The sequence below is a fragment of the Parathalassolituus penaei genome, from assembly GCF_026626885.1.
GTDB classification, from domain to species: domain Bacteria; phylum Pseudomonadota; class Gammaproteobacteria; order Pseudomonadales; family Oceanobacteraceae; genus Oceanobacter; species Oceanobacter penaei.
Genome location: NZ_JAPNOA010000029.1, coordinates 234,900 through 260,487 on the forward strand (window position 1 = coordinate 234,900; position 25,588 = coordinate 260,487).

Genomic DNA, 25,588 nt, shown 5'->3' on the forward strand with positions numbered 1-25,588 from the left:
CATTAACGTTTCTACCGTCAGAATCAACAAAAACAAAAAAACCGGGTCTGGAGTAACCAGAACCCGGTCTTTTTTACAATTCCGTACGGATCAGTGTGCAGCAGCAGGACGCATGTAAGCGATTGGTGCAGTTTCCTGAGTGAACTCCACAAACTCCCAGGCATCTTCCTGAGCAAGCAGTTCACGCAACAGACGATTGTTCAAACCGTGACCTGACTTGTAACCCACAAACTCACCGATCAGGCTGTAACCCAGGAGGTAGAGGTCACCCACCGCATCGAGAATCTTGTGTTTTACAAACTCGTCTTCATAACGCAGACCATCTTCGTTGAGGATGCGATAGTCATCTACAACGATAGCGTTCTTCACGCTGCCACCCAGTGCCAGATTCTTGGAGCGCATGTACTCGAGGTCCTTGGTAAAACCGAAGGTACGAGCACGACTCACTTCCTTGACGTAGGAAGCCGATGAAAAATCCAGGCTGGCTTTCTGGACACTCTGCTTGAACACAGGGTGATCAAAGTCGATTTCGAAGGATACCTTGAAGCCGTTATATGGGATAAAGGCGGCGTATTTTTCCTTGTCGTGAACTTCGATCTTGCGTTTCACGCGAATAAAGCGCTTCGGTGCATCCTGTTCCAGAACACCAGCGGACTGGATCAGGAACACAAATGGACCGGAACTGCCGTCCATGATAGGCACTTCCTGGGCACTCAATTCTACAACTGCGTTGTCGATACCCAGACCTGCCATGGCTGACAACAGGTGTTCTACGGTATCTACCTTGGCATCACCATTCACAAGAGTAGTGGCCATGGTGGTTTCACCAACGTTCAGTGCGCTGGCTGGAATGTCTACCGGGGGATTAAGGTCGGTACGACGAAACACAATCCCTGTGTTCACCGGCGCAGGCTTCAGGGTGAGATAAACTTTCTCGCCTGAATGCAGACCCACACCTGAGGCGCGGATAGTGTTCTTGAGCGTGCGTTGAGGGATCATGTCGACAATCCTGCCTTTACTGAACATTTTTCATACAATCGTCTGAATACCGATTATAACAACATTACCCGGCGACGCCACAACAGATATCAATCTGCCTGGCGACGCAGGAATGCTGGAATATCCAGATAGTCCATGTCCTTGTTCACCTGTGGCTGTGGACGAGCCACTTTGGCCGCGCCCTGACGACTGACTGTCGGGCGTTCCAGGTTACGATAATCAGTGGTGCCATCTGGTTGAACCGGAGTGTTATCGACTACCTTGCGAGCCTTTGGTTCCATTACCGGAGCCTGAACAGCAGCAGGAGCAGCACCCAGACCAGTTGCCACTACGGTTACACGCAGTTCAGCAGACATTTCCGGATCAATAACAGTACCCACAACCACGGTAGCGTCTTCAGCGGCATAGCTGCTGACGATGTCGCCCACTTCAGAGAACTCGCCCAGTGACAGGTCAAAACCGGCAGTTACGTTAACCAGAATACCGCGAGCACCTTTCAGGTTCACGTCTTCCAGCAGCGGGCTGCCAATCGCTGCTTCAGCGGCTTTGCGAGCACGGTTTTCGCCACTGGCAGAACCGGTACCCATCATTGCCTGACCCATTTCAGACATTACGGTACGTACGTCAGCAAAGTCCACGTTGATCATGCCACGCTGAGTGATCAGGTCAGCAATGCCTTTTACCGCGCCAAACAACACATCGTTGGCAGCCTTGAAGGCATCCATCAGAGTGGTAGTTTTGCCTAGAACAGAAAGCAGCTTCTCGTTGGGGATCGTAATCAGGGAATCTACATGCTCACTGAGTTGCTTCAGGCCGATTTCAGCCATCGCCATACGCTTCTTGCCTTCGAACGAGAAAGGGCGAGTTACCACGGCAACCGTCAGGATTCCCATCTCGCGCGCAATTTCAGCTACAACAGGAGCAGCACCAGTGCCAGTACCACCGCCCATACCGGCAGTGATAAACACCATATCTGCACCTTTCAGTGCTTCTGCAATACGTTCACGGTCTTCCATAGCAGCCTGACGACCAATATCCGGATTGGCACCAGCACCAAGCCCCTTGGTCAGTCCACCACCCAGCTGGATAACTGAACGCGCACCAACATTACGCAACGCCTGGGCATCGGTATTGGCACAAATAAACTCTACACCGTCGATATTGCTTTCAACCATGTGTTGAACAGCATTACCGCCACCGCCACCAACGCCGATTACCTTGATAACGGCATTTTCCAACAGATCATCTGCCAGCTCGAACATATCGCCTTCTTTCTGATTCGCCATGATTTCCCCCTTTCCTGCACGCCAGAACCCGACGTTAGAAATTACCCTTAATCCATGATGTTATCTGTGATAGCAATCCGGGTTTTGGTTTTTCTACTACTGCCGCGACAGATTTATTTTTCGACTGTTTGGCTGCATACAGCAACAACCCTACGGCAGTGGAGTAAATCGGATTATTAATCACGTCAGTCAATCCGGTTACTCCATGTGGACGTGCCAGTCGAACAGGCATATGGAATATTTCCTCTGCCAACTCCACCACACCTTCCATTTTAGCCGTTCCGCCAGTAAGTACCACTCCCGCCGGTATTAATTCATCATAGCCGCTGCGTCGCAATTCCGCCTGAATTAACGAAAACAATTCGTCATATCTGGGCTCCACAACATCCGCTAATGCCAGTCGTGACAATTGACGTGGAGGACGGTCTCCCACACTCGGCACATTGATAAGTTCATCATCACGAGCCAACTGGCGTAAAGCGCATGCGTACTTGATTTTGATCTCTTCGGCATGTTGGGTTGGTGTCAGCAATGCCATGGCAATATCGTTGGTCACCTGATCACCGGCGATCGGAATTACCGCAGTGTGACGAATGGCACCGTCAGTAAAAATCGCTATATCAGTAGTACCACCACCAATATCGACCATACATACACCGAGCTCGCGTTCGTCATCGGTCAGAACCGCATAACTGGATGCCAATTGCTCAAGAATAATATCGTCAGTCTGCAATCCGCAGCGCTGTACACAACGTTCAATATTTTGCGCCGCATTTACGGCCGCCGTAACCAGGTGCACCTTTGCTTCAAGACGCACACCGGCCATACCAATCGGTTCGCGTATGCCATCCTGATGGTCGACAGAATATTCCTGCGGCAACACATGGATTGTTCGACGATCCTGCGGTATCGCAACAGCCTGGGCAGCATCTATTACTCTTTCGACATCTGCCTCGGTAATTTCCTCACCACGAATAGCCACAACGCCATTCGAATTCTGGGAATGTACATGGCTACCAGCAATACCCGCATATACTGAATGGATACGACAACCAGCCATCAATTCGGCTTCTTCCACCGCGCGACGGATCGATTGCACAGTGGATTCAATATTCACCACCACGCCTTTTTTCATACCGCGACTCGGATGACAGCCGAGGCCAACGATTTCGATCCCACCCTCAGGTGTTACTTCGCCTACAATTGCCACAATCTTGGATGTGCCAATATCAAGCCCCACCAGCATCTTGCCTGCCTGAGAATGAACCATTACCCGGTCTCTCCCGTTGTCTGCCATCGGATTGCAGCCCCCTTGCCATAACGCAAGTCCACCTGTTTGATCTGTTGTCCATCCAGATTCGATATCAGGAGAATGAGTCGCTGCAATCGTTCGTCAAAATATTGTCGCCCAAACCTCACAACCCAGCCATTAGACAAGGATGCGTCAACACTTCGTACAGCATTAACGTTCATGGAAGTCACCTGAACGCCAGTTCCGACCAACGCCTGCTGCAGACGTCTGAAGATCCTCACCGAGTCAGACTGTACCGGGTCTGCCCCATACAGTTTCATCAACTCACTGGTATCAAAACCTTCCGGTATGGCCGACAGCCGACCAGAGGCAGTGAGAATCTGGTCATCATTCCAGATTGCTACCGGCAAATCCTCAAACACCAGAATTTGCACAGTAGCAGGCCAACGTTTACGAACCGCGACACTGGCCACCAGGGGTAATCCCTGTAATTCCTGATAGACTTTATAAACATCTACCGAAAAAAAGTTCTCGTCCTTGATCCACATGACGTGTTCTGCAAGTTCATACGGATCCAACACACTTAGTCGGCCAACAATTTCGACATCAGTCATCGGCCAATGCTTCAGTCCTTCTCGCCCCGCTACCGCCAGTACCGCCACCACCATGCAGGCCAACAACAAACGTGGCAGATAGTAGGTTATAAAAGTCGGAACCCGGATCCGGATCTTTATCGGTTCCCTCTTCTGTGGCAATGGAACCGCGCCACGCGGCGCTTCCTTGACTGCCATGATTAACGGCCCCTGACCTCATCAAGCAAGGTTAATACCAGATCACTGAAGTTCAGTCCGGCATGACGAGCCGCCATGGGCACCAGGCTATGGTCGGTCATACCAGGAGCGGTATTCACTTCCAGCAACCAGAATTTGCCATCTTCATCCTGCATAACATCAACACGCCCCCAACCACGGCAACCCACTACATCAAATGCGCTGCGGACCAGCGCTTTCAATTCGGCTTCCTTGTTTTCTTCAAGACCACATGGCAGCAGATACTGGGTATCATTGGCTTCGTATTTGGCTTCGTAATCGTAAAATTCGTGGCTGGTCACCAGACGAATCGGTGACAACACCTGATCACCCAACACGGCAACGGTATATTCACGGCCGGTGATCCACTGCTCCGCCAAAACCAGTGCATCGTACTGACTGGCGAACTCGAAACTTTCCTGCAACTGGGCAGCATCGTGAACACGACGCATACCAATGCTCGAACCTTCATGCGCCGGCTTTACAATAGCGTTGAAGTTCAACTTGCTGATGACATCCGGCCATTGGCTGTTGCGATCCAGCAAACAAGCGGCCGGAGTGGGCAAACCTGCGGCACTCCAGACCATTTTGGTCCGCCACTTGTCCATCCCCAGCGCCGATGCCAGCACACCACTCCCGGTGTAAGGAATCTGCATCCATTCCAGCAAGCCCTGAATACTGCCGTCTTCACCACCACGACCGTGGAGCGCAATAAACGCCATATCAAAATGCTCGGATGCCAGGCGAGTAGCGATGTCGTTACCCACATCAATCGCAACCGCGTTGACACCACGACTGACCAGAGCGCTATGAACAGCACTGCCACTGCGCAGGGAAACCGGACGTTCGGCAGAAGTGCCGCCCATCAGAACCGCAACACGTCCATATACAGACGGATCAAACGCCATGACCACTCTCCTGCAGCAACTGTGGCAATTGTTCAGCCAGCTGGAGAGCCAGTGAACCAATATCTCCCGCACCCTGGGTCAACAGCAGATCCCCCGGGCGCAATACACTTTTCAGCACGTCGTTAACGCCTTCACCGCGCTCGATAAACACTGGGTCGACCAAACCACGCTGGCGAATACTGCCACACATAGAGCGACCGTCAGCACCGGCAATCGGTTTTTCACCCGCCGGGTATACATCCATCAGCAACAACACATCGGCACGAGACAGGACTTTCACAAAGTCTTCATACAGATCACGAGTACGGCTATAACGGTGTGGCTGGAATACCATCACCAGACGACGCTCCGGGAACCCTTTGCGAATCGCTTCAATGGTCACTTCCAGCTCACGCGGGTGGTGGCCATAATCGTCGACCATCATGACATTGCCATCACCGACCGGAAATTCACCACAAACGGTAAAACGACGTCCCACACCTGCGAACTTCTCCAGTGCTGCCTGAATCGCGGAATCCGGCACACACTCCTCGTCAGCAACGGCAACCGTCGCCAGCGCATTCAATACGTTGTGAGCACCCGGCATACGCATACGCACATGCAACGATGGGCGATCTCCAGGACGCACCAGGGTAAATTCGGTGAACAGGCCTTCCTGCCTGAGATCAATTGCACGGTAATCGGCATCATCCGAGAAACCATAGGTAATGGTCTGACGGCTGATTTGCGGCAGAATTTCACGCACGGTCGGATCATCAATACACACCACCGCCAGTCCGTAAAACGGCAGATTGTGCAGGAACTCAACGAAGGTCTGCTTCAGACGCTCGAAATCGCCACCATAAGTCGACATGTGGTCCGCATCGATGTTGGTCACAATCGACACCATTGGCTGCAGGTGCAGGAAGGACGCATCGGACTCGTCAGCTTCGGCCACCAGATAACGACTGGCACCCAGACGAGCATTGGAACCGGCACTGTTCAGTTTGCCACCAATGACAAACGTCGGGTCCATACCGGCTTCTGCCAGAATACTGGTCATCAGACTGGTCGTAGTGGTCTTGCCGTGGGTCCCGGCAATGGCAATACCGTGACGGAAACGCATCAGTTCCGCCAGCATCTCGGCACGGCGAACCACTGGCACACGGTTTGACAATGCCTGAGCGACTTCCGGGTTGGTTGCATCAATGGCGGAAGACACCACCACAACGTCAGCGCCCACAACATTTTCGGCTACGTGACCAATAAATACGTCGGCACCAAGCGCCACCAGACGTTGAGTCACGGCAGAACTGCGAATATCGGAACCACTGATGTTGTATCCCTGGTTCAGCAGTACTTCGGCAATACCACACATGCCAGTACCACCAATACCAACAAAGTGAATACGACGGATGCGTCGCATTTCGGGAATCATCGCCTGCATCGGGCTGGCGTTGCTGGAATCAGTGGGCACGGGTCATCCTCTCGATAATATCTGCGGTGTCGCGGGTCGCGGTTGGCATCGCCAGCTTGCGGCTGTTGGCGGCCATACCGGCCAGACGGGCGCGGTCAGAATTCAGTTGGTTAACAGTCTCCAGAAGCCACTCCGGAGTAATTTCTTTTTGCTGCTTGAGCAATGCAGCACCGGCTTTCACCAGATAACCGGCATTCACTGTCTGGTGATCATCAACCGCAAACGGGAATGGAACAAATACCGCCGCCTTGCCTGCTGCTGCCAGTTCGGACACCGTCAGGGCACCTGCACGGCAAATCACCAGATCAGCCCATTGATAGGCTTCGTTCATGTCGTCGATGAAGGCTGATACGTTTGCCTCAACATCGGTTCCGGCATACGCCGCCGCCATACGCTCATAATCTTTCTGGCCAGTCTGATGACGCAGTTCCGGGCGGGCATCTACTGGCATCATGCTCCAGCAGGCCAACACCACATCGTTGAGCGCTACCGCACCAAGACTGCCGCCAACCACCAGTACACGCAGACGACGCGGTTCTTCAATCGCAGCGCTCTTCAGTGAATCCAGCCCGGCACGCACCGGATTACCAACCACCTTCGCCGTTGGCAATGCTCCCGGAAACGCCTGCAGGCTGACATGTGCAATGCGACTCAGCAGGCGATTGGTCATTCCAGCCAGCGCATTTTGCTCATGAATCACCAATGGCAAACCACACATACGTGCCGCAACACCACCGGGACCAGCGATATAACCACCAAAACCCACTACGATGGAGGCCTTGATCTGATGCATCACTTTCATGGACTGCCAGGTCGCCTGGGCAATACGCAGCGGCGCCATCAACAAACCGGCAACCCCCTTTCCACGCAGGCCTTTGATATTGACAGCATGCAGCGGAATACCATTGGCAGGCACCAGACGTTGTTCAATACCAGCTGGAGTGCCCAGCCAGTGAATGTCATAACCACGCTGCTGTAGCTCTTTGGCCACAGCCAACGCCGGAAATACATGGCCGCCAGTACCGGCAGCCATAATGAGAGCCGTACGACTCATGCTGCCGCTCCCTTGGTGGCAGAACCACCCACTTCCATCTGCTCTGCCTCATGATGAATTCGCATCACCATTCCTACCATCACACATGCCAGTACCAGACTACTGCCGCCATAACTGAAAAACGGCAGCGTCAGCCCCTTGGTTGGCAACAGACCAATATTCACACCCAGATTGATCACCACCTGAAACGCCAGCATGGAACCAATCCCCGCAGCGACATAAGCACCAAACATGTAGCCATTTTGCTGAGCTTTCCAGACCGTTTGCCAGATTCGCCCCACCAGGAACGTCAGCAGACCAATCGCGACCAGCCCGCCCACCAGACCGGTTTCCTCCGCCCAGATAGCAAATACAAAGTCAGTATGCGCTTCCGGCAAATAAAAGAGCTTCTGGATACTTTCGCCAAGGCCAACCCCCCAGATGTCACCACGACCAAATGCAATCAGGGATTGAGTTAACTGGTAACCCGTGTTGTACACATGCTCTGGCGCCCAAGGATCAAGGTAAGCCATCAGACGCTGTACCCGCCATTCCTCACTGGTTACCACAATCACTGCCAGCACAAGAGTGCCGATGGTCAATACAAAATACTGACCAGCACGAACACCACCGAGGAACAGCTGGATCATCGCCGATCCCAGCAATACCACCGCGGCACCGAAGTCCGGCTCAACCAGCATCAGCAGCACCATCACCACCAGAATCACCATGGGTTTGACGAAGCCCCAGAAACTCTGCAGCACTTCATTCTGCCGCCGCACCAGATAACCAGCGATGTAATACACAGCTGCCAGCTTGGCCAGCTCCGATGCCTGTATCTTGATAATCCCAAGGTTCAGCCAACGACGGCTACCATTTACCTCGTGACCAATCCCCGGAATCAACACCATCACCAGACCAATAAAAGCTGCAATCATCATGTGCAGCTCAAACTGGCGCCAATAGGCAATTGGAATGCGCGATATGTACAGCATTGCCACAATTCCCAGCAGAACATAAATACCGTGGCGAATCGAAAAGTACGCAGAATTACCGGTATAACTGGCAGCAATACCGGTAGATGCCGATGTCACCATCAACCACCCCATCCCCAGCAAACCCAACACCGGCAAGAAATAGACCGAATTCCATTGCCAACCCAGTTCACCCAGCTTCAGTTGCATGCGTGGACCTCCACCATGGAGCGGAAGCGTTGACCACGTTCAACGTAGTTACGGAACTGATCCAGGCTTGCACAAGCAGGAGATAGCAACACCAGATCGCCCATACCAGCACGGCTGATCGCCAAATCAAACGCTGCCTGCATATCCTCAACCACCGGACACTCAGCAACCGATTTCAGGGTTTCAGCAATACGGGCACCGTCACGACCAAAACAGATCACGGCGCCACAATAACGGGAGCACGGCTCCAGCAAGGGTAAAAAATCCTGACCTTTTCCGTCACCCCCCGCCAGCAGCCAGATGCGCCCGGAGGTTTCCGGACCCAGGCCATTCAGAGCGGCGAGCGTGGAACCCACGTTGGTGCCCTTGGAATCATTGATAAAATCTACGCCTGCAACCTCATCCACCCACTGGCAACGATGATCCAGGCCACCGAAGGTTTTCAGCGTTTGTACGGCACGGGAAGGCTCAACACCAACCGCAGCCACCAGCGCCAGCGCTGCCATGGCATTCGCCAGATTGTGACGACCTTTGATACGGACATCCGCGCTGTGAATCAGACGCTCACCATTCTGCACAATCCAGCAACCGTCCGCGTCTTCGACCAGGCCAAAATCAGAACCCTGAGGTTCTGTCAGCGTAAAACCGGTCTCACGGGCAACCCTGGTCGCCGGGATGGTGGTGTGATCATCACGATTAATCACCGCCAGCTCAGCATGAGCAAATATCCGCTGTTTGGCCGCCAGGTAATCTGCCATTCCCTCGTAACGATCCATATGATCTTCACTGAGGTTCAGAATCACAGCACCAGCCAGCTTCAGGGATGCGGTGGTTTCCAGCTGAAAACTGGACAGTTCCAGAACGTACACATCCGGCGCTTCGCCCAACAGCAGATCAAGCACCGGCACACCGATGTTGCCGCCCATTTCAGCCTTGCAACCGGCTTCGTTGAGCATATCGCGCACCAGAGTGGTGACGGTGCTTTTACCGTTGGAACCGGTGATCCCGATTACCGGACGCTGCGCCACCCGGGCAAACAGCTCAACATCGCCAACCACCTCAACACCGGCTGCCAACGCAGCCTGGATAGCAGGCTCGGCGAGAGCAATTCCAGGGCTGACAATCAGGGTCTGGTAGGCGCACAGGCGTTCCGCCGTAAAAGTTCCACAAAACAGTTGCGACTGCGGAAATTCAGCACGCAGTTCGGCCACTGCTGGCGGGTTGTCACGGCTGTCAGCCAGATCAAACGCCCAGCCCATTCGCTGGCAGTAACGGGCAGTTGCCAGTCCGGATACCCCCAGACCAACCACCAGATACTGTTTGCCCGCCATCGCAGTGCCTGTCATGACCATCCCCTTAGCGAATCTTCAGCGTGGCCAGACCGACCAGCACCAGAATGATGGTGATGATCCAGAAACGTACAATGACACGTGGTTCCGGCCAGCCCTTCAGTTCGAAGTGGTGGTGCAGCGGTGCCATGCGGAAAATACGTTTGCCAGTCATTTTGAACGAGGCAACCTGCAGGATGACCGACACGGTTTCGGCCACAAAAATACCGCCCATGATAAACAGCACCAGTTCCTGACGAATGATCACCGCCACGATCCCCAACGCTGCCCCCAGTGCCAGAGAACCCACATCACCCATAAATACCTGGGCCGGGTAAGTGTTGAACCACAAGAAACCGATACCGGCACCCACCATGGCACCACAGAACACCACCAGCTCACCGGCACCCGGGATATACGGAATATGCAGATAACTGGCAAACGCCGCGTGGCCAGCCAGATAAGAACACACGCCCAGTGCTGCACTGACCATTACGGTTGGCATGATAGCCAGACCATCCAGACCATCGGTCAGGTTCACAGCGTTACTGGAGCCAACGATGGTGAAATAGGTCAACAGGATGAACAGCAAGCCCAGCTGCGGCATCACGTCCTTCATAAACGGCACCACGAACTGGGTTTCGGCCGGACTCTGGGCGGTTGCATACAGGAAACTACCCGCCACCAGCGCCAGTACGGACTGCCAGAAATACTTCCAGCGTGCAGGCAGACCACGAGAGTTTTTCTCGACCACCTTGCGATAATCATCAACCCAGCCAATCGCACCAAACAGCAGGGTTACCAGCAGTACGATCCAGACAAAACGGTTCTCGAGGTTGCCCCACAGCAGGGTACTGATGGCGATCGCCAACAGGATCAGCACACCCCCCATGGTTGGAGTACCGGCCTTGCTCAGGTGTGACTTCGGACCCAATTCACGGATAGCCTGGCCAATCTGGTATTCACGCAGTTTGCGGATCACCAGAGGTCCAAACATCAACGACACCATAAGGGCCGTAATGATGGCGAAAATGGTACGAACGGTCAGGTAGCCTACAACCCCAAACCCGGATTGGAATTGGGACAGCCATTCCCCCAGCCACAGCAACATAAGATTTATTCCCCAGATACGACTTGCAGGGCGCGGACCACGTCATCCATGCCGGCACTGCGTGAACCCTTGACCAGCACCAACGTCTGTTCAGGGGCATTGTTTTTGATGTATTCCACAACAGCCGGTTTGTTATCAAACCAGACACCGCTGGCCCCAAACGCTTCTGCTGCAAAACGGCTTAATGGCCCGGTCGCAACCAGAACCGCTACTCCCTTTTCCCTGGCATAACGACCTGCGTCGCCATGGGCCTTGTCAGCGTCTTCGCCAAGCTCGGCCATATCGCCCAGAACCAGCCAGGAATTTGGCGCGAGGCTTATTACATCAATCGCTGCATTAAGTGAAGCGGGATTTGCGTTGTAGCTGTCGTCGACCAGAGTCAGGCCGTTAACTGCGGCCACACGCTGCATACGTCCCTTCACGGCAGTCGCTTGTTGCAGACCTGCAGCGATTACTTCAAGTGGCATACCCAACGCCAGAGCAGCCGCGGCAACGGCGAGTGCATTACGTACGTTGTGACGGCCCGGCAGAGGCAGTTCAATGGCTACCTGGGCACCGACAAAACACAGTTTGAACTGACTGGAAACCAGTCCGCATTCCAGTTCAGTGGCAGTGACATCCGCAGGCTTATCCAGGCCAAATGCCAAAATCTGGCGCTCACCGGCACGCTGACGCCACTGTTCATACGCAGCGTCATCGGCGTTCAGAACCACACAGCCATCCGCAGCGACGTGATCAATCAGTTCGCCTTTGGTTTCCACCACACCCTGCAGACTGCCAAAACCTTCCAGATGCGCACCGGCAGCGTTGGTAATGATGCCAACCCGCGGTTTTACCTGCCGGGCAGTCCAGGCGATTTCGCCACGACCACTGGCACCCAGCTCGATTACAGCGGCTTCATGCTCCGGCTGTAACGCCATCAGGGTCAAAGGTGCACCAATGTGATTATTCAGGTTGCCCTGGGTCATCCAGGTATTGAATGACTGCGCCAGCACACCGGCCATCAACTGTTTGGTTGAGGTTTTGCCAGCACTACCGGTAATTGCTACCACCGGGCCTTTAAACGCATCACGCTGCCACCCACCCAGCTCAGCCAGAGCGGTCAGAGTGTCATTAACCTGCAGACAGCGGTCTTCCAGACCAACCGGCGGCTCTTCATCGGTAATGGCCGCCACCGCACCGGCAGCCAACGCATCACTGACGAATTCGTTACCGTTAAAACGTTCTCCACGCAGGGCAACATACAGGTCGCCCGGGCGAATTTTGCGGGTATCCGTGCAAACCCCGGTACACTCCAGCTCATCGGCACGCTCCGGAGCCTTGACTCCCAGACGTTCGGCCGCCGCTGCAAGGGTAAAATCAAACAACATCTTCGCCCCCGGCGCGTTGATAACCCATTTCCAGCAGTACATCGGCATCCCGATACGGATGCCGTACTCCTGCAATTTCCTGATAGTTTTCATGACCTTTGCCGGCAATCACCAGCAAACCATCGGCAGGTGTTGCTGCCAGTGCTCCAACAATCGCACGCTCGCGATTGTGCTCGCAGACCACACGCCCGGCACCATCAACATCCAGCGCATCCACCCAGATTTGTGCTGGGCTTTCACCGCGCGGGTTGTCGTCGGTCAACCAGACCTGATCTGCCGCCAGAGCGGCTTCGGTCATCAGCGGACGCTTGCTGCGATCGCGCTCGCCGCCACAGCCGTATACCAGCGTTAATGGCCGATTCCAGGGGCGCAGCGCACCAATTACCGTACTGATAGCGTCCGGGGTGTGAGCAAAATCCACCACTACCGACGGACTACCATCACGAACGTACAGCTCCATACGCCCATCGACGGGACGCAGACTGGCAGCCGCTGCCACCAGTGCATTGAAATCAAAACCGGCAGCCGCCAGCATGCTGATCGCCATCACCGCATTAACCAGGTTAAAACCGCCAATCAGCGGCACCTGCAGGCGAGCTTCTCCCCAAGGGCTGGTCAGCTGTGCTGACATCCAGCGGCTGCTGAACTGCGGATCACGAATCATGATGTCCGCATCCTGCTCACACGACAGGGTTAACCCCGGCACTCGCAGATTGGCCTGATGGCGCATCGCCGCAATTCGGGCGTCATCAAGGTTCAGAATCGCCTGACCCAAAGGAAAATCGGTAAACAGGCGCTGTTTGGCCGCCTGATAATTATCCATGGTGCCGTGATAATCGAGATGATCCTGGGTGATGTTGGTAATCGCAGCGACCGCAAACTCCAGTCCGCTGACACGCCCTTGATGCAGGCCGTGGGACGACACCTCCATCGCCGCCAGGCAGGCACCCTGCTCTTGCATCTCTTCGAGGCAGCGCAAGGTCGTCGCCAGATCCGGTGTGGTATTGCGGGTCGGTTGCAGATCAGGCCAGATACCGTTGCCGGTTGTACCAATCACGCCACAACGTTGCCCCAGACGGCTGACCAGCTGGGCCACATACTGCACGGTTGAGCTTTTGCCATTGGTGCCAGTCACTGCCAACAAGGGCAACGTCCGGGCCTGCTGGTAACGACGCAGTAACCAGCCCGGTAATTGACTAGCGAGGTCAGGCACGCTGAATACCGGCACACCACCCGCTTCACAACGAAACCCGAATTCACCCTCTTCCAGCACGGCAATCGCACCAGCCGCCAGGGCTGCCTTGATAAAATCCTGGCCACGGGCCAGACTGCCGGCACGGGCAATAAACAGATCACCGCGTTTGACATCACGACTGTCGAGCACGATGTGATGGCATTCGCGATCCCACTCCGGCGGCACAAACATGCCCGCACCCACAATCTGGCTGATACGCATAGTGGCCATAATTACTGGGCTCCTCCGGCAATCTGCAGTCCGTTTTTGCCAACGTTATCCGGCGGCACCTGACGCAGACGCAATGCCTGTTCCATGATGCGACCAAACACCGGGGCAGATACCTCACCACCGTAGTATTCCTTACCCTGCGGATCGTCGATCACCACCACCATCACGAGATCCGGATTGGTAATCGGTGCCACACCGGCGAACACCGCGGTATAGGAAGATTCTTCATAACCATGATCACCGACCCGGTGAGCGGTACCGGTTTTCCCCCCCACGCGATAACCCATAACGCGCGCACGACTGGCGGTACCCACGTTGGACGTTACGGTTTCCATCATATCCAGCACCTGACGGGCGACTTTTTCTGACATCACCGGATGACAAGGCTCTTCACGGCGTGCCTCTGCCACCAGATAGGCAGGTTTGCGGCAACCCTGCTGGGTAAACGAGGTATAAGCCTGCGCCAGTTGCAATGGCGACATGGCGATACTGTAACCGTAGGAAGCCGTTGCCAGACGCAGTTCATCCAACTGTTCAGGGAACGGCAAAACCCCGACGCTCTCACCGGGGAAGCCAAGGCCGCTCGGCTGCCCCATGCCTGCATCGCTGAACATTTTCCACAAGGCCTGAGGACCAATGGTCTTGGCCAGGAAACGTGACCCCACGTTACTGGACTTGGTGATAATGCCAGTCAGATCCAGCACACCGTAGTTACGGTGGTCACGAATGGTTTTATTGCGCACCCGCACCCACCCCGGATTGGTATCCACCAGAGTGGTTGGCTGGAACAGACCAGACTCCAGCGCTGCCGCCACCGTAAAAGGCTTGACGGTGGACCCCGGTTCAATCACATCCGCTACCGCACGGTTACGCATATTGGAAGCCACAAAATTGGCGCGATTGTTAGGGTTGTAAGCACCTTGATTAACCATCGCCAGAATCTCACTGGTACGAGCATCCAGAATCACCGCGGACCCTGATCGGGCATGGTGAGTCTGTACTGCAGCCATCAGTTCGCGATAGGCCAGATACTGCAGGCGCAAATCAATGGTCAAAGTAATATCCCGACCAGGCTCAGCAACAGAATCAACACTGACCTGTTTGACGATATGGCCGTAACGATCTTTTACCACCGTACGTTTCCCATCCTTACCAGTCAGGTATTTGTCGTATGCAAGCTCAAGACCTTCCTGGCCCTGACCGTCAATATTCACAATACCCACAACGTGGGATGCTACTTCCGCTGCCGGGTAAAAACGACGAAAGCCTTCCTGCAACTGGATCCCATCAATCCCCAGCTCCGCAATAGCTTTGGCCAGATCCGGCTCTACCTGACGATCCAGATAAATAAAACCACGGCCCTTGGCGGCGGCCTCACGAACGGTACGCACCATCGCGTCTGCAGGTTGCCCTAAAATACGGGCAATCTCCGGAATACGAGCCAGATCAACCTGGGCCGGGTGCAAACCGATATCCACTACCGGAGTACTCACAGCCAACGGGTTACCGAAGCGATCAGTGATCATGCCGCGACGAGCCGTTTCCAGCTGCGCCCGCACAACACGCTTTTCACCCTCTTCAAACAGGAACGGCTGATCAATGGTATGCAACATGATCAATCGAACCAGAATCGCTCCCAACAGCAACCCCAATGCGACCAGAACGACAATAAAGCGCCAGCGCGGAATACTATAAGTTGACGACTCTTCGGAGTGAGCGTTCATGGCTTTAATACTCTGACGTCGTCAGCTTCCATCATGTCGAGCTCAGCGCGGGCACGCAGATCGACGCGCGTGTAGGAAATCAGGGTCCCCAGCTCCAGCACCATACGGGTTTGTTCCAGTCGCAGATCTTTGACCTGCCGGTCCAGAAGACTCCATGCCTGCATCAACTCACGATTGCTCTGGGTAATCGCAATCTGGATCAGAGCGGATGCCATAACACAGATCCAGATCAGGATATTGAACTGACTCACGGCAGACGCTCCGCAATACGCAACACGGCACTGCGCGCTCGGGCATTTCGTTTGACTTCTTCATCGTCCGGCATGATGGCTTTGCCAATGTGGCGCAGCGTCTTGCCCAGCTGATCTTCCGGAATCGCCAGACCCGGTGGCAAATCACGGCCCTTTTCAGCGGCACGAATAAAACGCTTCACCATGCGGTCTTCCAACGAGTGGAAGCTGATGACCGACAAACGACCACCCGTGGCCAGCAAGTCAATGCTGTCATCCAGCACGTTTTCGAGATCACCCAGCTCGTTATTTACCGCAATACGAATCGCCTGAAACGCACGTGTCGCTGGATGTTTGTGTTTTTCCCAGGCTGGATTGGCTGCCTTGATGATTTCGGCCAACTGCACGGTACGGGTAATGGCTTCGCGGCCACGAGCCTCTACCAGCGCACGCGCCATACGGCGGGCGAAACGCTCTTCACCGTATTCTTTTAATACACGGGCAATTTCGGATTCAGCTGTAGTAGCCACCCATTCCGCAGCACTCAGACCGGCATCCGGATTCATACGCATATCCAGCGGGCCATCACGCATAAAGCTGAAGCCGCGCTCGGCGTCATCCAGCTGTGGAGAAGACACCCCAAGGTCGAGCAGGATGCCGTTAACCTTTTCAATGCCACGCGCAGCCAGCTCGGCTTTCATATCGGCGAAGCTGGACTGGATGATGGTAAAGCGCGGATCTTCCTGTTCGAGAGCCTGGCCCGCGGCGATGGCCAGCGGGTCCTTGTCAAATCCGAACAGACGGCCACCGCTGCCAAGACGGGACAACAATAGACGGCTGTGCCCACCACGACCGAACGTACCATCAACATAGATGCCGTCCGGATGGTTAAGACAACCCTCCACGGTTGGCTCCAACAGCACCGTGGTATGGGCAAATTCACTCAGATTCATAATGACAGGCTCTTCAATTCTTCCGGCAGGTCGTCCAGCGACATTGGCTGTTGCAGGTAACGGTCGAGCTCACCATCCCAACGAGCCTTATCCCAGAGTTCCAACTTGTTGCCTTGCCCCATGAGCACACACTCACGCGACAATCCGGCATATTCTCGCAGCGCCGCGCCCAAGAGGATGCGGCCACTGCCGTCAGGTTCACAATCGGTGGCATATCCCAGCAGCATGCGCTTGATCACACGTACGCGGGCATCAAAACTCGGCAAGGCCTGTACTTTGGTTTCAATCACGGACCATTCCGATACCGGATATAGCATCAGGCAACGATCCTGAGTGTCCACCGTCACCACCAGCCCAGTCGACCCGAACCCTTCCAGCACTTCTCGTACCCGGGTTGGAATCGCCAGACGCCCTTTGGCATCGAGACTGATGTTGAACATTCCGCGAAACACGTTAGCAGCCCCAAACGACCGACTGGACAGGTTTGCACATCAACCAATCGGGCCTGCATGCCACACAGGACTGCAACTGACCATTGGACAGTGACGAAGGTTCAACCTTCGCAGACTCAGCAATTGGACATTCATCGCCACTATCCCCATATTTTTCCCGTTTGTGCCACTTTCTGACACTTTGCGACACTATAGGAATGCCCCCGTTCTTTTGCAAGTTACCAGCCTGCACTCACTTCACAAAATATGCTTTATTCACAAGCACTTAGCGCAATTCAGGGTAATAAAAAAAATCCTGTCAGACGAAATCGGTACAACCGTCATAATGCTGCAACTCACACTTCAAGTAACTTCTGAAGAAAGTGCTCTCAATGAGTGGGAAACGAGCCCAAATAGCAACAATCCATCTGTAAAACAACCCAACACAAACATCACTCAACCGTTCGGCAACATGTTTGTAAAACGGTAAACTGAGCACCCCCTCTGGAGACAAAACATGCGTTATCTGTTGAGAATTGTCCTGCGTGGCTCCGCCGTCACCCTGCCAATGGTTGTAACGGCCTGGATATTGTGGTCAGCACTGGAATGGCTGAACCATGTCGGTCTGAAGTTGCTGGAATGGATTTCAATGCCAATTCCTGAAATTCCAGGCACTGGCCTGATTGTGATGCTGGCCACCTTGCTGGTGATTGGTCTGCTGTTCCAGATCAACCCGATCAGTTGGTTATTTCAGGAACTCGAAGACTGGTTGCTGCGTTTTCCGGTAGTGAAAACCCTCTATGGGGCAGTGAAGGATTTTGCCGGGATGTTTGAAGGCAAGAAAAAACAGTCACAGCAGGTAGTGCTGGTTAATATGCCGGGACAAGGTACAGCTGTCGGATTTATCACCTCCCCGGAAACACCCCTGGCCGTCAGCAAGGTAATGCCGGAACAGGATCTGGTAACCGTTTATTTACCCATGAGCTACATGGTGGGCGGGTATACACTGTTTTTGCCACGCACCCAGATAACACCAGTGGACTGGTCTTTTGAGGATGCCATGCGTTTTGCGCTAACGGCCGGCGTATCACAGAGCACCAGTCGGTTGAGTAAGGGGAGCAATCCGGATAAAAGTTCGGATAAAAACGATGAAAATACAGACAAGAATCGCAATTCTGCAATCAAACAAGCGGGATAGCCTGGCATTTGCTAGACTTGTAGGAATGTTAAACATTGCCCTTTGATTGAGATCCAATGCATCCGCTGCTAACCCCTGAACGTCTCAAGAACTTTATTCCGTTCGACGACCTTTCTGAAAATGCCATCGGAGAATTGCTCCCACACTTTATTGTGCGAGAGTTGCCAGCACGCAAAATTCTCTTCAAACGTGGCGATGCCGAGAAATATTGTTATTTCCTGCTTCAGGGGCAGGTTGATCTGGTGGATGACCGTTTTCAGGTCAACCGTGTCGAGGGCGACGACGACGCCAACATTCTTGCCCTTGATGCAACCCACGCGATTCATCGCAACGCCGCCATCACCCAGACCGATGCAATCATTGCCGTGATCAGCCGCCAGCATGTGGAACTGATCAGTACCTGGCTGGAATTGTCGCATAGCTACCGCGAAGAGCCGGAAGAACAGGACTGGCTGGAAGCACTGCTGACGTCCGATCTGTTCAACAAGATTCCGCCCGGCAATATCCAGAAACTCATCAATCGCTTTGCCGAGCGCGAAGTCAAACTGGGGGATGTCATCATTTCCCAGGGTGACGAAGCATCGGAATGTTATGTCATCAAACGCGGCCGGGCGCTGGTCACCCGTCAAACCCCCAAAGGTCTGGAAACCCTGGCCGCTCTTGGAGCTGGCGCCCTGTTCGGTGAAGATGCCCTGATCAGCCAATTACCACGCAGCGCCAATATTACCATGAGCAGTGATGGCATTCTGATGGTGCTCAACAAAGACGACTTTGACCAGCTGCTGAAGTCCTTGGTATTGGAGTACATCGAAGAAGCCGACCTCGACGACCTCATCGAAAACAGCGACACCGGCGTGGTTCTGCTTGACGTTCGTAATAACGAAGAAATCCAGCACAATCCGATCCCGCGTAGCCGGGCCATGCCACTGGCACGTCTACGCACAGAAATGCGCAGCCTCGACAAGGTGTTCATGTACGTCATTATTGGTGGCGGTCGTGCCGAAGCCGCAGCCTATATCCTGATTGAGGACGGTTATCAGGTAAAAGTGATGCGCCAACCGGAAATTGAGAACAAACCTGCCGCCGACTCGCTGGAGTCCGACGAATAAACCAATAAGCGGCAACAGCAGCACGCGGTTGCCGTTGGCTTGTGTATAATGCGGGGCCCTGTAATTGGTTACCCCGCACACACTCCATGATACGAATTACCGAACTGCGCCTGCCGCTTGATCACATTCCGGAAGCCCTCCCTGCTGCCATCATCGACCGCCTTGGCATCGCTGGCACCGACCTTCTGAATTTTGAAGTGTTCAAACGTGGTTATGATGCTCGCAAACGCGATGCCATCGTGCTGGTGTATACCCTTGATATCCAGGTAAACAACGAAGCCGAGGTACTGGCACGTCATCAGCACGACCAGCACGTTCGTGTCGCACCGGACACCAATTACAAATTTGTTGCCCGCCTGGATGCGCCGGTCGAAGCTCGTCCGGTGATTGTAGGATTCGGTCCTTGCGGCCTGATGGCCGCACTTGTTCTGGCTCAGATGGGTCTGCGTCCGATTGTGCTGGAACGCGGCAAAAAGGTTCGTGAACGCACCAAGGACACCTGGGGGCTGTGGCGTAAAAACAAGCTCAACACCCAATCCAACGTCCAGTTTGGCGAAGGTGGCGCAGGCACGTTCTCGGACGGCAAGCTCTACAGCCAGATCAAGGACCCGCATCATTATGGCCGCAAGGTTCTGACCGAATTCGTCAAAGCTGGCGCCCCGGAAGAAATTCTCTACGTCAGTAAACCGCACATTGGTACATTCCGGCTGGTCAGCATGATTGAAAACATGCGCACCGAGATTGAAAGCCTTGGTGGTGAAATCCGCTTCGAACAGCAGGTGACCGACGTCATCATCGAGAAAGACCAGCTGCGTGGTGTAATCGTGAACAGTGAACAGGAACTGCGCACCGACCACGTCATTCTGGCTCTCGGCCACAGTGCTCGCGACACCTTCGAAATGCTCCACGAACGTGGTGTATTCATGGAAGCCAAACCGTTTTCCATCGGTTTCCGGATCGAACATCCACAGTCTCTTATCGACCGCGCCCGCTTTGGCAAAAGCGCTGGCAATCCGTTGCTGGGTGCAGCTGACTACAAAATCGTTCATCACGCCAAAAACGGCCGTGGCGTATACAGCTTCTGTATGTGCCCAGGCGGCCGTGTGGTTGCTGCGACGTCAGAAGAAGGCCACGTCGTTACCAACGGCATGAGCCAATATTCCCGTAACGAGCGCAATGCCAACGCCGGTATTGTGGTAGGCATTACGCCGGATGATTATCCAGGTGGTCCGCTTGCGGGGATTGCGTTCCAGCGTCAGTGGGAAAAACGTGCCTACGAACTCGGCGGTGGCACCTATGAAGCCCCTGCTCAACTGGTTGGTGACTTTATTAAAGGCAAGGCATCAACGTCTTTGGGGGATGTCATTCCATCCTACGAACCAGGTGTACACCTGACCGACCTGGCAACGGCACTGCCGGATTACGCCATTCAGGCAATCCGTGAAGCATTGCCTGCGTTTGATCGCCAGATCAAGGGATTCAACCGTTACGATGCGGTACTGACCGGTGTGGAAACCCGCACTTCGTCACCACTGCGCATTACCCGCGGTGAAAATCTGCAGAGTCTGAACATTCGCGGCCTGTACCCTGCTGGTGAAGGTGCCGGTTATGCCGGTGGCATCCTGTCCGCCGGAGTCGACGGTATCAAGGTTGCCGAAACAGTAGCTATTGATCTGATCAAAAGCTGTACGGCCCAATACTGATCCTATAGAAGATCGGAAAATGTCCGGATGGTACTCCAGGTGAGTACCATCCATTCGTGACAATCTATATACCTGCCAGTCTTGCAAAACTGCCGATATGACAAAAGATATTTTTCTATCAGGCATTATAACCCGCTGTTTTCGCGTAAAGTTTGTGCGAGAATCGTCAGCGGCCAATATATGAATCAGCGCAGTGAAACGCCCCGCCGTTCGGCATATTCTGGCATCATCACACTGCGTCTAAGCTCGTCCGAGCAAATAAGAGCCTCCTGTAATCTGATATTCTGGTTTTAATAAGCGTTTTGGCGGAGTACCCGTATGCCTAATCGTCTGGCTGGCTTCTTTCGAGCAGGCAGCTACACCCGTGTCCTGGCCGCTGTTGGGCTCGGATTTGGACTGAGTCTGTCTTACCTGGCTGACGGCCAGACCACCACAGCCGCAGCAACCACACCAAGCCGATCCAATGCCCCACAGGCGCAAGCCAAACAGGAATCGGCTTCAACCGCTACCACAGCCCAAGCGGCCGAGCAACCACCGGAACCCAAAGAGCCATTAACCGCTGCCAATCTGTTTGAAGCGGTCGATAGGAAGGCCAAACGTCTGGCAGGCAAACCGTACGAGCCGATTCACGCCAATACCACCCCGGCGCTGTCTGCCATGAATTACGATCAGTATCGTCTGATCCGATTCCGCCAGGACGCCGCCCTGTGGAAAGACCAGTCTCTATTTGAAATCCAGATGTTCCACCCGGGTTTCCTGTATCGCGAGCCAATTGTCCTGCACACCAATCCAGACAACTTGCGCGACGAACAGGCGTTCCGTCAGGAATTTTTCAGTTACGAAGGTGACGCCGCAGCCGTTGCTGGTGAAGTACCGGAAAACGCCGGTTTTGCCGGTTTCCGCGTGCATTACCCGATTAACAGCGCTCACTACAAGGATGAGTTTCTGGTATTCCAGGGAGCCTCCTATTTCCGTCTGGTTGGCCCAGGTCTGACCTACGGTTTGTCTGCACGCGGTCTGGCAATCGACACGGCCGAACCCAATGGTGAAGAGTTCCCGATTTTCCGTGAATTCTGGCTGGTCAAACCGGGGCCGAATGACACTCATCTGGTGATCTACGCTCTGCTCGACAGCCACTCCGTTACCGGAGCCTACCGTTTTGAAGTGCATCCGGATGCACCCACCGAAATGACCGTTGAAGCCCACCTGTATGCCCGTCAGGACATTCGCAAGCTGGGTATGGCACCACTGACCAGCATGTACATGTGGGGAGAGAACCACGTCGGTCCGGTCGATGACTATCGCCCGGAAGTACACGACTCCGACGGCCTGCTGATGGCAACCGCCAACGGGGAGTGGGTATGGCGTCCGCTGACCAATCACAAAGGCCTGCATGTGTCCTCATTCAGCGACACCAATCCGAAAGGTTTTGGTCTGATGCAGCGCGATCGTGATTTCAACCACTACATGGACCTCGACTCCCTGTACGAAACCCGCCCATCCATGTGGATCATGCCAACCAGTGATTGGGGCAGTGGTCGAGTAGAACTGGTGGAAATTCCAAGCGACAGCGAAACCAATGACAATATTGTTTCCTACTGGGTGCCATCCAAGCCATTCAAGGCGGGTGAAACCATGTCGTTCAGCTATAAACTGCGCAGTGTTGATAACTACATTCCGGAGAACACTGGCGGCAAGGTCGTTGGCACCCGTATCGGTTGGGGCGCCATTCCTGGTGAACAAAACCCACCACCCCACAGTGTGCGTCGGATTGTCGTCGACTTCCGTGGTGGTGAACTGGACAAACTGTCGCCAGATGCCCCCGTGCACGCCGACCTGTGGACGTCTTCCGGTCAGATTACTGAAATGAAAGTGGTGCGTTTGCCAGATGGAAAAACCTGGCGAGCGTCCTTCAAACTGCAACCCGATGGCAATAACCTGAGTGATATGCGCATGCACCTGCAACTTCGGGATCAGCGACTGAGCGAGATCTGGAGTTACGTCTGGTATCCAAGCGCCGTCAACTGAGCTAACCGGGAATTCTTAATCCGTCTGAACTGAAATGATGAATAGCCAGTATTCTGCAGAAAAGGCCACCCAGGACCCGGTGGCCGAGGTCGAACTGCACGACCAGATGCGCCCGGATGTCATCCGGGTGCCTGCCAAAAAAGCCAGACGGATCCTGTTTATTATTCTCAGCGTCCTGACTGCGGCCGCCGGTGTGTACACCATGTACGACATCCTCGCGGCCAACGGTCTGACCACCCTGGAGGGCATCCTGCTGGTGCTGTTTTCAGTCACCTTCTGCTGGATCGCCATGGCATTCTGGAGCGGTCTGTTCGGTTTTATCCTGCAGATGCTCAAACGTGATCCTCTGACATTGGGACCTGCAGTCAGCCCAACCCTCAATCAGTCACCGCTCACCACCCGCACCGCCGTGGTGATGCCGGTGTATAACGAAGATATCACCCGCGTGATTGCCGGGTTCGAGGCGACCCTGCGTTCCCTTGAAGACACTGGCGAAATTGCCCACTTCGATTTTTACCTGCTGAGTGACACCACCAGCCTGTATATCGCCCAGAACGAGCGTAATGCCTGGGCCCAACTGCAGGATCGTCTGGGGCCAATTGGTCAGCAATGTTTCTACCGTCGTCGTGAAAAGAATATCGGTCGCAAGGTGGGTAACCTGTCCGACTTCTGCCAGCGCTGGGGTAGCAACTACGAGCATATGATTGTTCTGGATGCCGACAGCGTTATGAACGGTGACACCCTGCTGACCCTGGTACGTACCATGGAAGCTAACCCGCGTGCGGGTCTGGTCCAAACCGTGCCGATCCCAGTGCGTCAAACCACCTTCTTCGGCCGTTTTGTGCAATTTGCTGCGGTGCTGTACAGCCCGATGCTTGCCACCGGTATTGCCTTCTGGCAAGCCGAATCCGCCAACTATTGGGGCCACAACGCCATTATCCGTGTCCGTGCTTTTATGGATCACTGCGGCCTGCCAACACTGGAAGGCAAGGCGCCTTTTGGTGGTGATATTCTCAGCCACGACTTTGTGGAAGCCGCCCTGCTGCGTCGCGCTGGCTGGCGTGTGCTGTTGCTATCCGATCTTGGTGGCAGCTTTGAAGAAGTACCGTGCAACATCATTGACTACGCCAAGCGTGACCGTCGTTGGGTTCAGGGCAATATCCAGCACCTGGGTCTGCTGAAACTGCCAGACCTGCATCCAATCAGCCGTCTGCACTTTTTTATGGGTGCCATTGCCTATATCACCTCGTTTATCTGGCTGATGATGCTGGTACTGAGTACGGCCGACGCGGTAATCCGTGCCCTCCACGCCAATGTGTATTTCACCGGGATTTACCAGCTGTACCCAAGCTGGCCGATTGATAAAACACCGCAGATCGCGGCCCTGATTATTCTCACCATCACCTTGCTGATGGGGCCAAAACTGCTGGCGATTATTCTGACCATCACCCACCGTCGTCAGGAGTTTGGCGGTACGCGGGCGATTATCAAAGGCTCAATAATCGAAACCCTGTTTGCCATCCTGATTGCACCAATCATGATGAGTTACCACGCCTGGTTTGTGTTGTCGGTATTCCTTGGCTTCAAGGTGAACTGGGATGCTCAGGATCGTGAAGGCCGTATGCTGCCATGGGGCGAGTCCATTGCCCGTACATCCCGCATGACCATTCTGGCGTTGCTCTGGGGTTGGGTTACCTACACCTATGCACCGATTTTCTTCTGGTGGTTGCTGCCAATCACTACCGGGATGGTGCTGTCATCCGCCATTGTACGTTACTCGTCCAGTCTTGATCTGGGTACAGTCTGCCGTGAAAACGGTATTTTTGTTTGCCCGGACGAAACCAACGAACCCGATGTTCTGACTCGTCTGCGTGAACTGCAGGCAGAAGAATACCCGCCACTGGAACAGCCCGCCGATACGCCGGCGCTGCCGCCGGAAAACTGGCGTGACATGCCTCACCCGCCTCTGACCCAGTATTACCGCGCGCCGTTCGCGCGCCGGTAATCCTGG

21 protein-coding genes are annotated in these 25,588 nt (G+C 54.4%); 5 read left to right on the top strand and 16 right to left on the bottom strand.

What is annotated here, in order from left to right; genetic code table 11:
- Positions 1–90: 90 nt before the first annotated feature.
- The 16 genes from lpxC to mraZ form a co-directional block, all read right to left on the bottom strand.
- Positions 91–999 carry a UDP-3-O-acyl-N-acetylglucosamine deacetylase gene (gene lpxC, locus OUO13_RS12455; RefSeq protein ID WP_283174214.1) on the bottom strand — a complete coding sequence of 303 codons (909 nt, stop codon included), beginning with the start codon at positions 997–999 and terminating at the stop codon, positions 91–93.
- Positions 1,000–1,088: 89 nt separating this feature from the next.
- Entirely contained in the window at positions 1,089–2,261 is a 1,173-nt protein-coding gene (gene ftsZ / locus OUO13_RS12460; RefSeq protein WP_283174300.1) for a cell division protein FtsZ, read from the bottom strand.
- 58 nt (positions 2,262–2,319) lie between these two features.
- Positions 2,320–3,555, bottom strand: coding sequence for a cell division protein FtsA (ftsA, locus tag OUO13_RS12465; protein ID WP_283174215.1), 1,236 nt, complete (start codon positions 3,553–3,555; stop codon positions 2,320–2,322).
- Positions 3,555–4,328, bottom strand: coding sequence for a cell division protein FtsQ/DivIB (locus OUO13_RS12470; RefSeq protein ID WP_283174216.1), 774 nt, complete (start codon positions 4,326–4,328; stop codon positions 3,555–3,557). The genes ftsA and OUO13_RS12470 overlap by 1 nt, the downstream gene beginning before the upstream one ends.
- 2 nt (positions 4,329–4,330) lie before the next feature.
- A complete protein-coding gene (locus OUO13_RS12475) occupies positions 4,331–5,254 on the bottom strand; it encodes a D-alanine--D-alanine ligase (RefSeq protein ID WP_283174217.1) in 924 nt (307 codons plus the stop codon).
- Positions 5,244–6,680, bottom strand: a complete 1,437-nt coding sequence (gene murC, locus OUO13_RS12480) for a UDP-N-acetylmuramate--L-alanine ligase (RefSeq protein WP_283174301.1) — start codon at positions 6,678–6,680, stop codon at positions 5,244–5,246. Before murC ends, OUO13_RS12475 begins: the two co-directional genes overlap by 11 nt.
- A 19-nt stretch (positions 6,681–6,699) precedes the next feature.
- Positions 6,700–7,764 (bottom strand): undecaprenyldiphospho-muramoylpentapeptide beta-N-acetylglucosaminyltransferase, encoded by a 1,065-nt coding sequence (gene murG / locus OUO13_RS12485; RefSeq protein WP_283174218.1) that lies wholly within the window; start codon positions 7,762–7,764, stop codon positions 6,700–6,702.
- Positions 7,761–8,927 carry a putative lipid II flippase FtsW gene (gene ftsW, locus OUO13_RS12490; protein ID WP_283174219.1) on the bottom strand — a complete coding sequence of 389 codons (1,167 nt, stop codon included), beginning with the start codon at positions 8,925–8,927 and terminating at the stop codon, positions 7,761–7,763. Before ftsW ends, murG begins: the two co-directional genes overlap by 4 nt.
- Entirely contained in the window at positions 8,918–10,273 is a 1,356-nt protein-coding gene (gene murD / locus OUO13_RS12495; RefSeq protein WP_283174220.1) for a UDP-N-acetylmuramoyl-L-alanine--D-glutamate ligase, read from the bottom strand. Before murD ends, ftsW begins: the two co-directional genes overlap by 10 nt.
- 10 nt (positions 10,274–10,283) lie before the next feature.
- A complete protein-coding gene (gene mraY, locus OUO13_RS12500) occupies positions 10,284–11,366 on the bottom strand; it encodes a phospho-N-acetylmuramoyl-pentapeptide-transferase (protein ID WP_283174221.1) in 1,083 nt (360 codons plus the stop codon).
- 5 nt (positions 11,367–11,371) lie between these two features.
- Complete coding sequence (locus OUO13_RS12505; protein ID WP_283174222.1) at positions 11,372–12,736, bottom strand: UDP-N-acetylmuramoyl-tripeptide--D-alanyl-D-alanine ligase; 1,365 nt, start codon at positions 12,734–12,736, stop codon at positions 11,372–11,374.
- A complete protein-coding gene (locus OUO13_RS12510) occupies positions 12,726–14,201 on the bottom strand; it encodes a UDP-N-acetylmuramoyl-L-alanyl-D-glutamate--2,6-diaminopimelate ligase (protein WP_283174223.1) in 1,476 nt (491 codons plus the stop codon). The genes OUO13_RS12505 and OUO13_RS12510 overlap by 11 nt, the downstream gene beginning before the upstream one ends.
- A gap of 2 nt (positions 14,202–14,203) precedes the next feature.
- Entirely contained in the window at positions 14,204–15,925 is a 1,722-nt protein-coding gene (locus OUO13_RS12515; protein ID WP_283174224.1) for a peptidoglycan D,D-transpeptidase FtsI family protein, read from the bottom strand.
- Positions 15,922–16,176: a cell division protein FtsL gene (locus OUO13_RS12520; protein ID WP_283174225.1), complete on the bottom strand. Its 255-nt coding sequence runs from the start codon at positions 16,174–16,176 to the stop codon at positions 15,922–15,924. Before OUO13_RS12520 ends, OUO13_RS12515 begins: the two co-directional genes overlap by 4 nt.
- On the bottom strand, positions 16,173–17,108 hold the full coding sequence (gene rsmH, locus OUO13_RS12525) for a 16S rRNA (cytosine(1402)-N(4))-methyltransferase RsmH (protein WP_283174226.1): 936 nt from the start codon (positions 17,106–17,108) through the stop codon (positions 16,173–16,175). The genes OUO13_RS12520 and rsmH overlap by 4 nt, the downstream gene beginning before the upstream one ends.
- Positions 17,105–17,548, bottom strand: coding sequence for a division/cell wall cluster transcriptional repressor MraZ (gene mraZ, locus OUO13_RS12530; RefSeq protein WP_283174227.1), 444 nt, complete (start codon positions 17,546–17,548; stop codon positions 17,105–17,107). Before mraZ ends, rsmH begins: the two co-directional genes overlap by 4 nt.
- A gap of 508 nt (positions 17,549–18,056) precedes the next feature.
- Between mraZ and OUO13_RS12535 the strand changes: the two genes are divergently transcribed.
- From OUO13_RS12535 to mdoH, 5 genes are all read left to right on the top strand, one after another.
- The gene (locus OUO13_RS12535; protein WP_283174228.1) at positions 18,057–18,737 is read left to right on the top strand and encodes a DUF502 domain-containing protein; all 681 of its coding nucleotides are present in this window, start codon (positions 18,057–18,059) and stop codon (positions 18,735–18,737) included.
- 56 nt (positions 18,738–18,793) lie between these two features.
- The gene (locus OUO13_RS12540) at positions 18,794–19,846 is read left to right on the top strand and encodes a cyclic nucleotide-binding domain-containing protein (RefSeq protein WP_283174229.1); all 1,053 of its coding nucleotides are present in this window, start codon (positions 18,794–18,796) and stop codon (positions 19,844–19,846) included.
- 86 nt (positions 19,847–19,932) lie between these two features.
- Positions 19,933–21,549: an NAD(P)/FAD-dependent oxidoreductase gene (locus tag OUO13_RS12545; protein ID WP_283174230.1), complete on the top strand. Its 1,617-nt coding sequence runs from the start codon at positions 19,933–19,935 to the stop codon at positions 21,547–21,549.
- 318 nt (positions 21,550–21,867) lie between these two features.
- Positions 21,868–23,577 (top strand): OpgD/OpgG family glucan biosynthesis protein, encoded by a 1,710-nt coding sequence (locus tag OUO13_RS12550; RefSeq protein ID WP_283174231.1) that lies wholly within the window; start codon positions 21,868–21,870, stop codon positions 23,575–23,577.
- 34 nt (positions 23,578–23,611) lie between these two features.
- Positions 23,612–25,582, top strand: a complete 1,971-nt coding sequence (gene mdoH, locus OUO13_RS12555; RefSeq protein WP_283174232.1) for a glucans biosynthesis glucosyltransferase MdoH — start codon at positions 23,612–23,614, stop codon at positions 25,580–25,582.
- Positions 25,583–25,588: the final 6 nt, after the last annotated feature.

Coding starts and splice junctions, on each gene's coding strand:
- lpxC (WP_283174214.1), bottom strand. CDS start 999: ATGATCCCTCAACGCACGCTCAAGAACACTATCCGCGCCTCAGGTGTG.
- ftsZ (WP_283174300.1), bottom strand. CDS start 2,261: ATGTTCGAGCTGGCAGATGATCTGTTGGAAAATGCCGTTATCAAGGTA.
- ftsA (WP_283174215.1), bottom strand. CDS start 3,555: ATGGTTCATTCTCAGGCAGGCAAGATGCTGGTGGGGCTTGATATTGGC.
- OUO13_RS12470 (WP_283174216.1), bottom strand. CDS start 4,328: ATGGCAGTCAAGGAAGCGCCGCGTGGCGCGGTTCCATTGCCACAGAAG.
- OUO13_RS12475 (WP_283174217.1), bottom strand. CDS start 5,254: ATGGCGTTTGATCCGTCTGTATATGGACGTGTTGCGGTTCTGATGGGC.
- murC (WP_283174301.1), bottom strand. CDS start 6,680: ATGCAGGCGATGATTCCCGAAATGCGACGCATCCGTCGTATTCACTTT.
- murG (WP_283174218.1), bottom strand. CDS start 7,764: ATGAGTCGTACGGCTCTCATTATGGCTGCCGGTACTGGCGGCCATGTA.
- ftsW (WP_283174219.1), bottom strand. CDS start 8,927: ATGCAACTGAAGCTGGGTGAACTGGGTTGGCAATGGAATTCGGTCTAT.
- murD (WP_283174220.1), bottom strand. CDS start 10,273: ATGACAGGCACTGCGATGGCGGGCAAACAGTATCTGGTGGTTGGTCTG.
- mraY (WP_283174221.1), bottom strand. CDS start 11,366: ATGTTGCTGTGGCTGGGGGAATGGCTGTCCCAATTCCAATCCGGGTTT.
- OUO13_RS12505 (WP_283174222.1), bottom strand. CDS start 12,736: ATGTTGTTTGATTTTACCCTTGCAGCGGCGGCCGAACGTCTGGGAGTC.
- OUO13_RS12510 (WP_283174223.1), bottom strand. CDS start 14,201: ATGGCCACTATGCGTATCAGCCAGATTGTGGGTGCGGGCATGTTTGTG.
- OUO13_RS12515 (WP_283174224.1), bottom strand. CDS start 15,925: ATGAACGCTCACTCCGAAGAGTCGTCAACTTATAGTATTCCGCGCTGG.
- rsmH (WP_283174226.1), bottom strand. CDS start 17,108: ATGAATCTGAGTGAATTTGCCCATACCACGGTGCTGTTGGAGCCAACC.
- mraZ (WP_283174227.1), bottom strand. CDS start 17,548: ATGTTCAACATCAGTCTCGATGCCAAAGGGCGTCTGGCGATTCCAACC.
- OUO13_RS12535 (WP_283174228.1), top strand. CDS start 18,057: ATGCGTTATCTGTTGAGAATTGTCCTGCGTGGCTCCGCCGTCACCCTG.
- OUO13_RS12540 (WP_283174229.1), top strand. CDS start 18,794: ATGCATCCGCTGCTAACCCCTGAACGTCTCAAGAACTTTATTCCGTTC.
- OUO13_RS12545 (WP_283174230.1), top strand. CDS start 19,933: ATGATACGAATTACCGAACTGCGCCTGCCGCTTGATCACATTCCGGAA.
- OUO13_RS12550 (WP_283174231.1), top strand. CDS start 21,868: ATGCCTAATCGTCTGGCTGGCTTCTTTCGAGCAGGCAGCTACACCCGT.
- mdoH (WP_283174232.1), top strand. CDS start 23,612: ATGATGAATAGCCAGTATTCTGCAGAAAAGGCCACCCAGGACCCGGTG.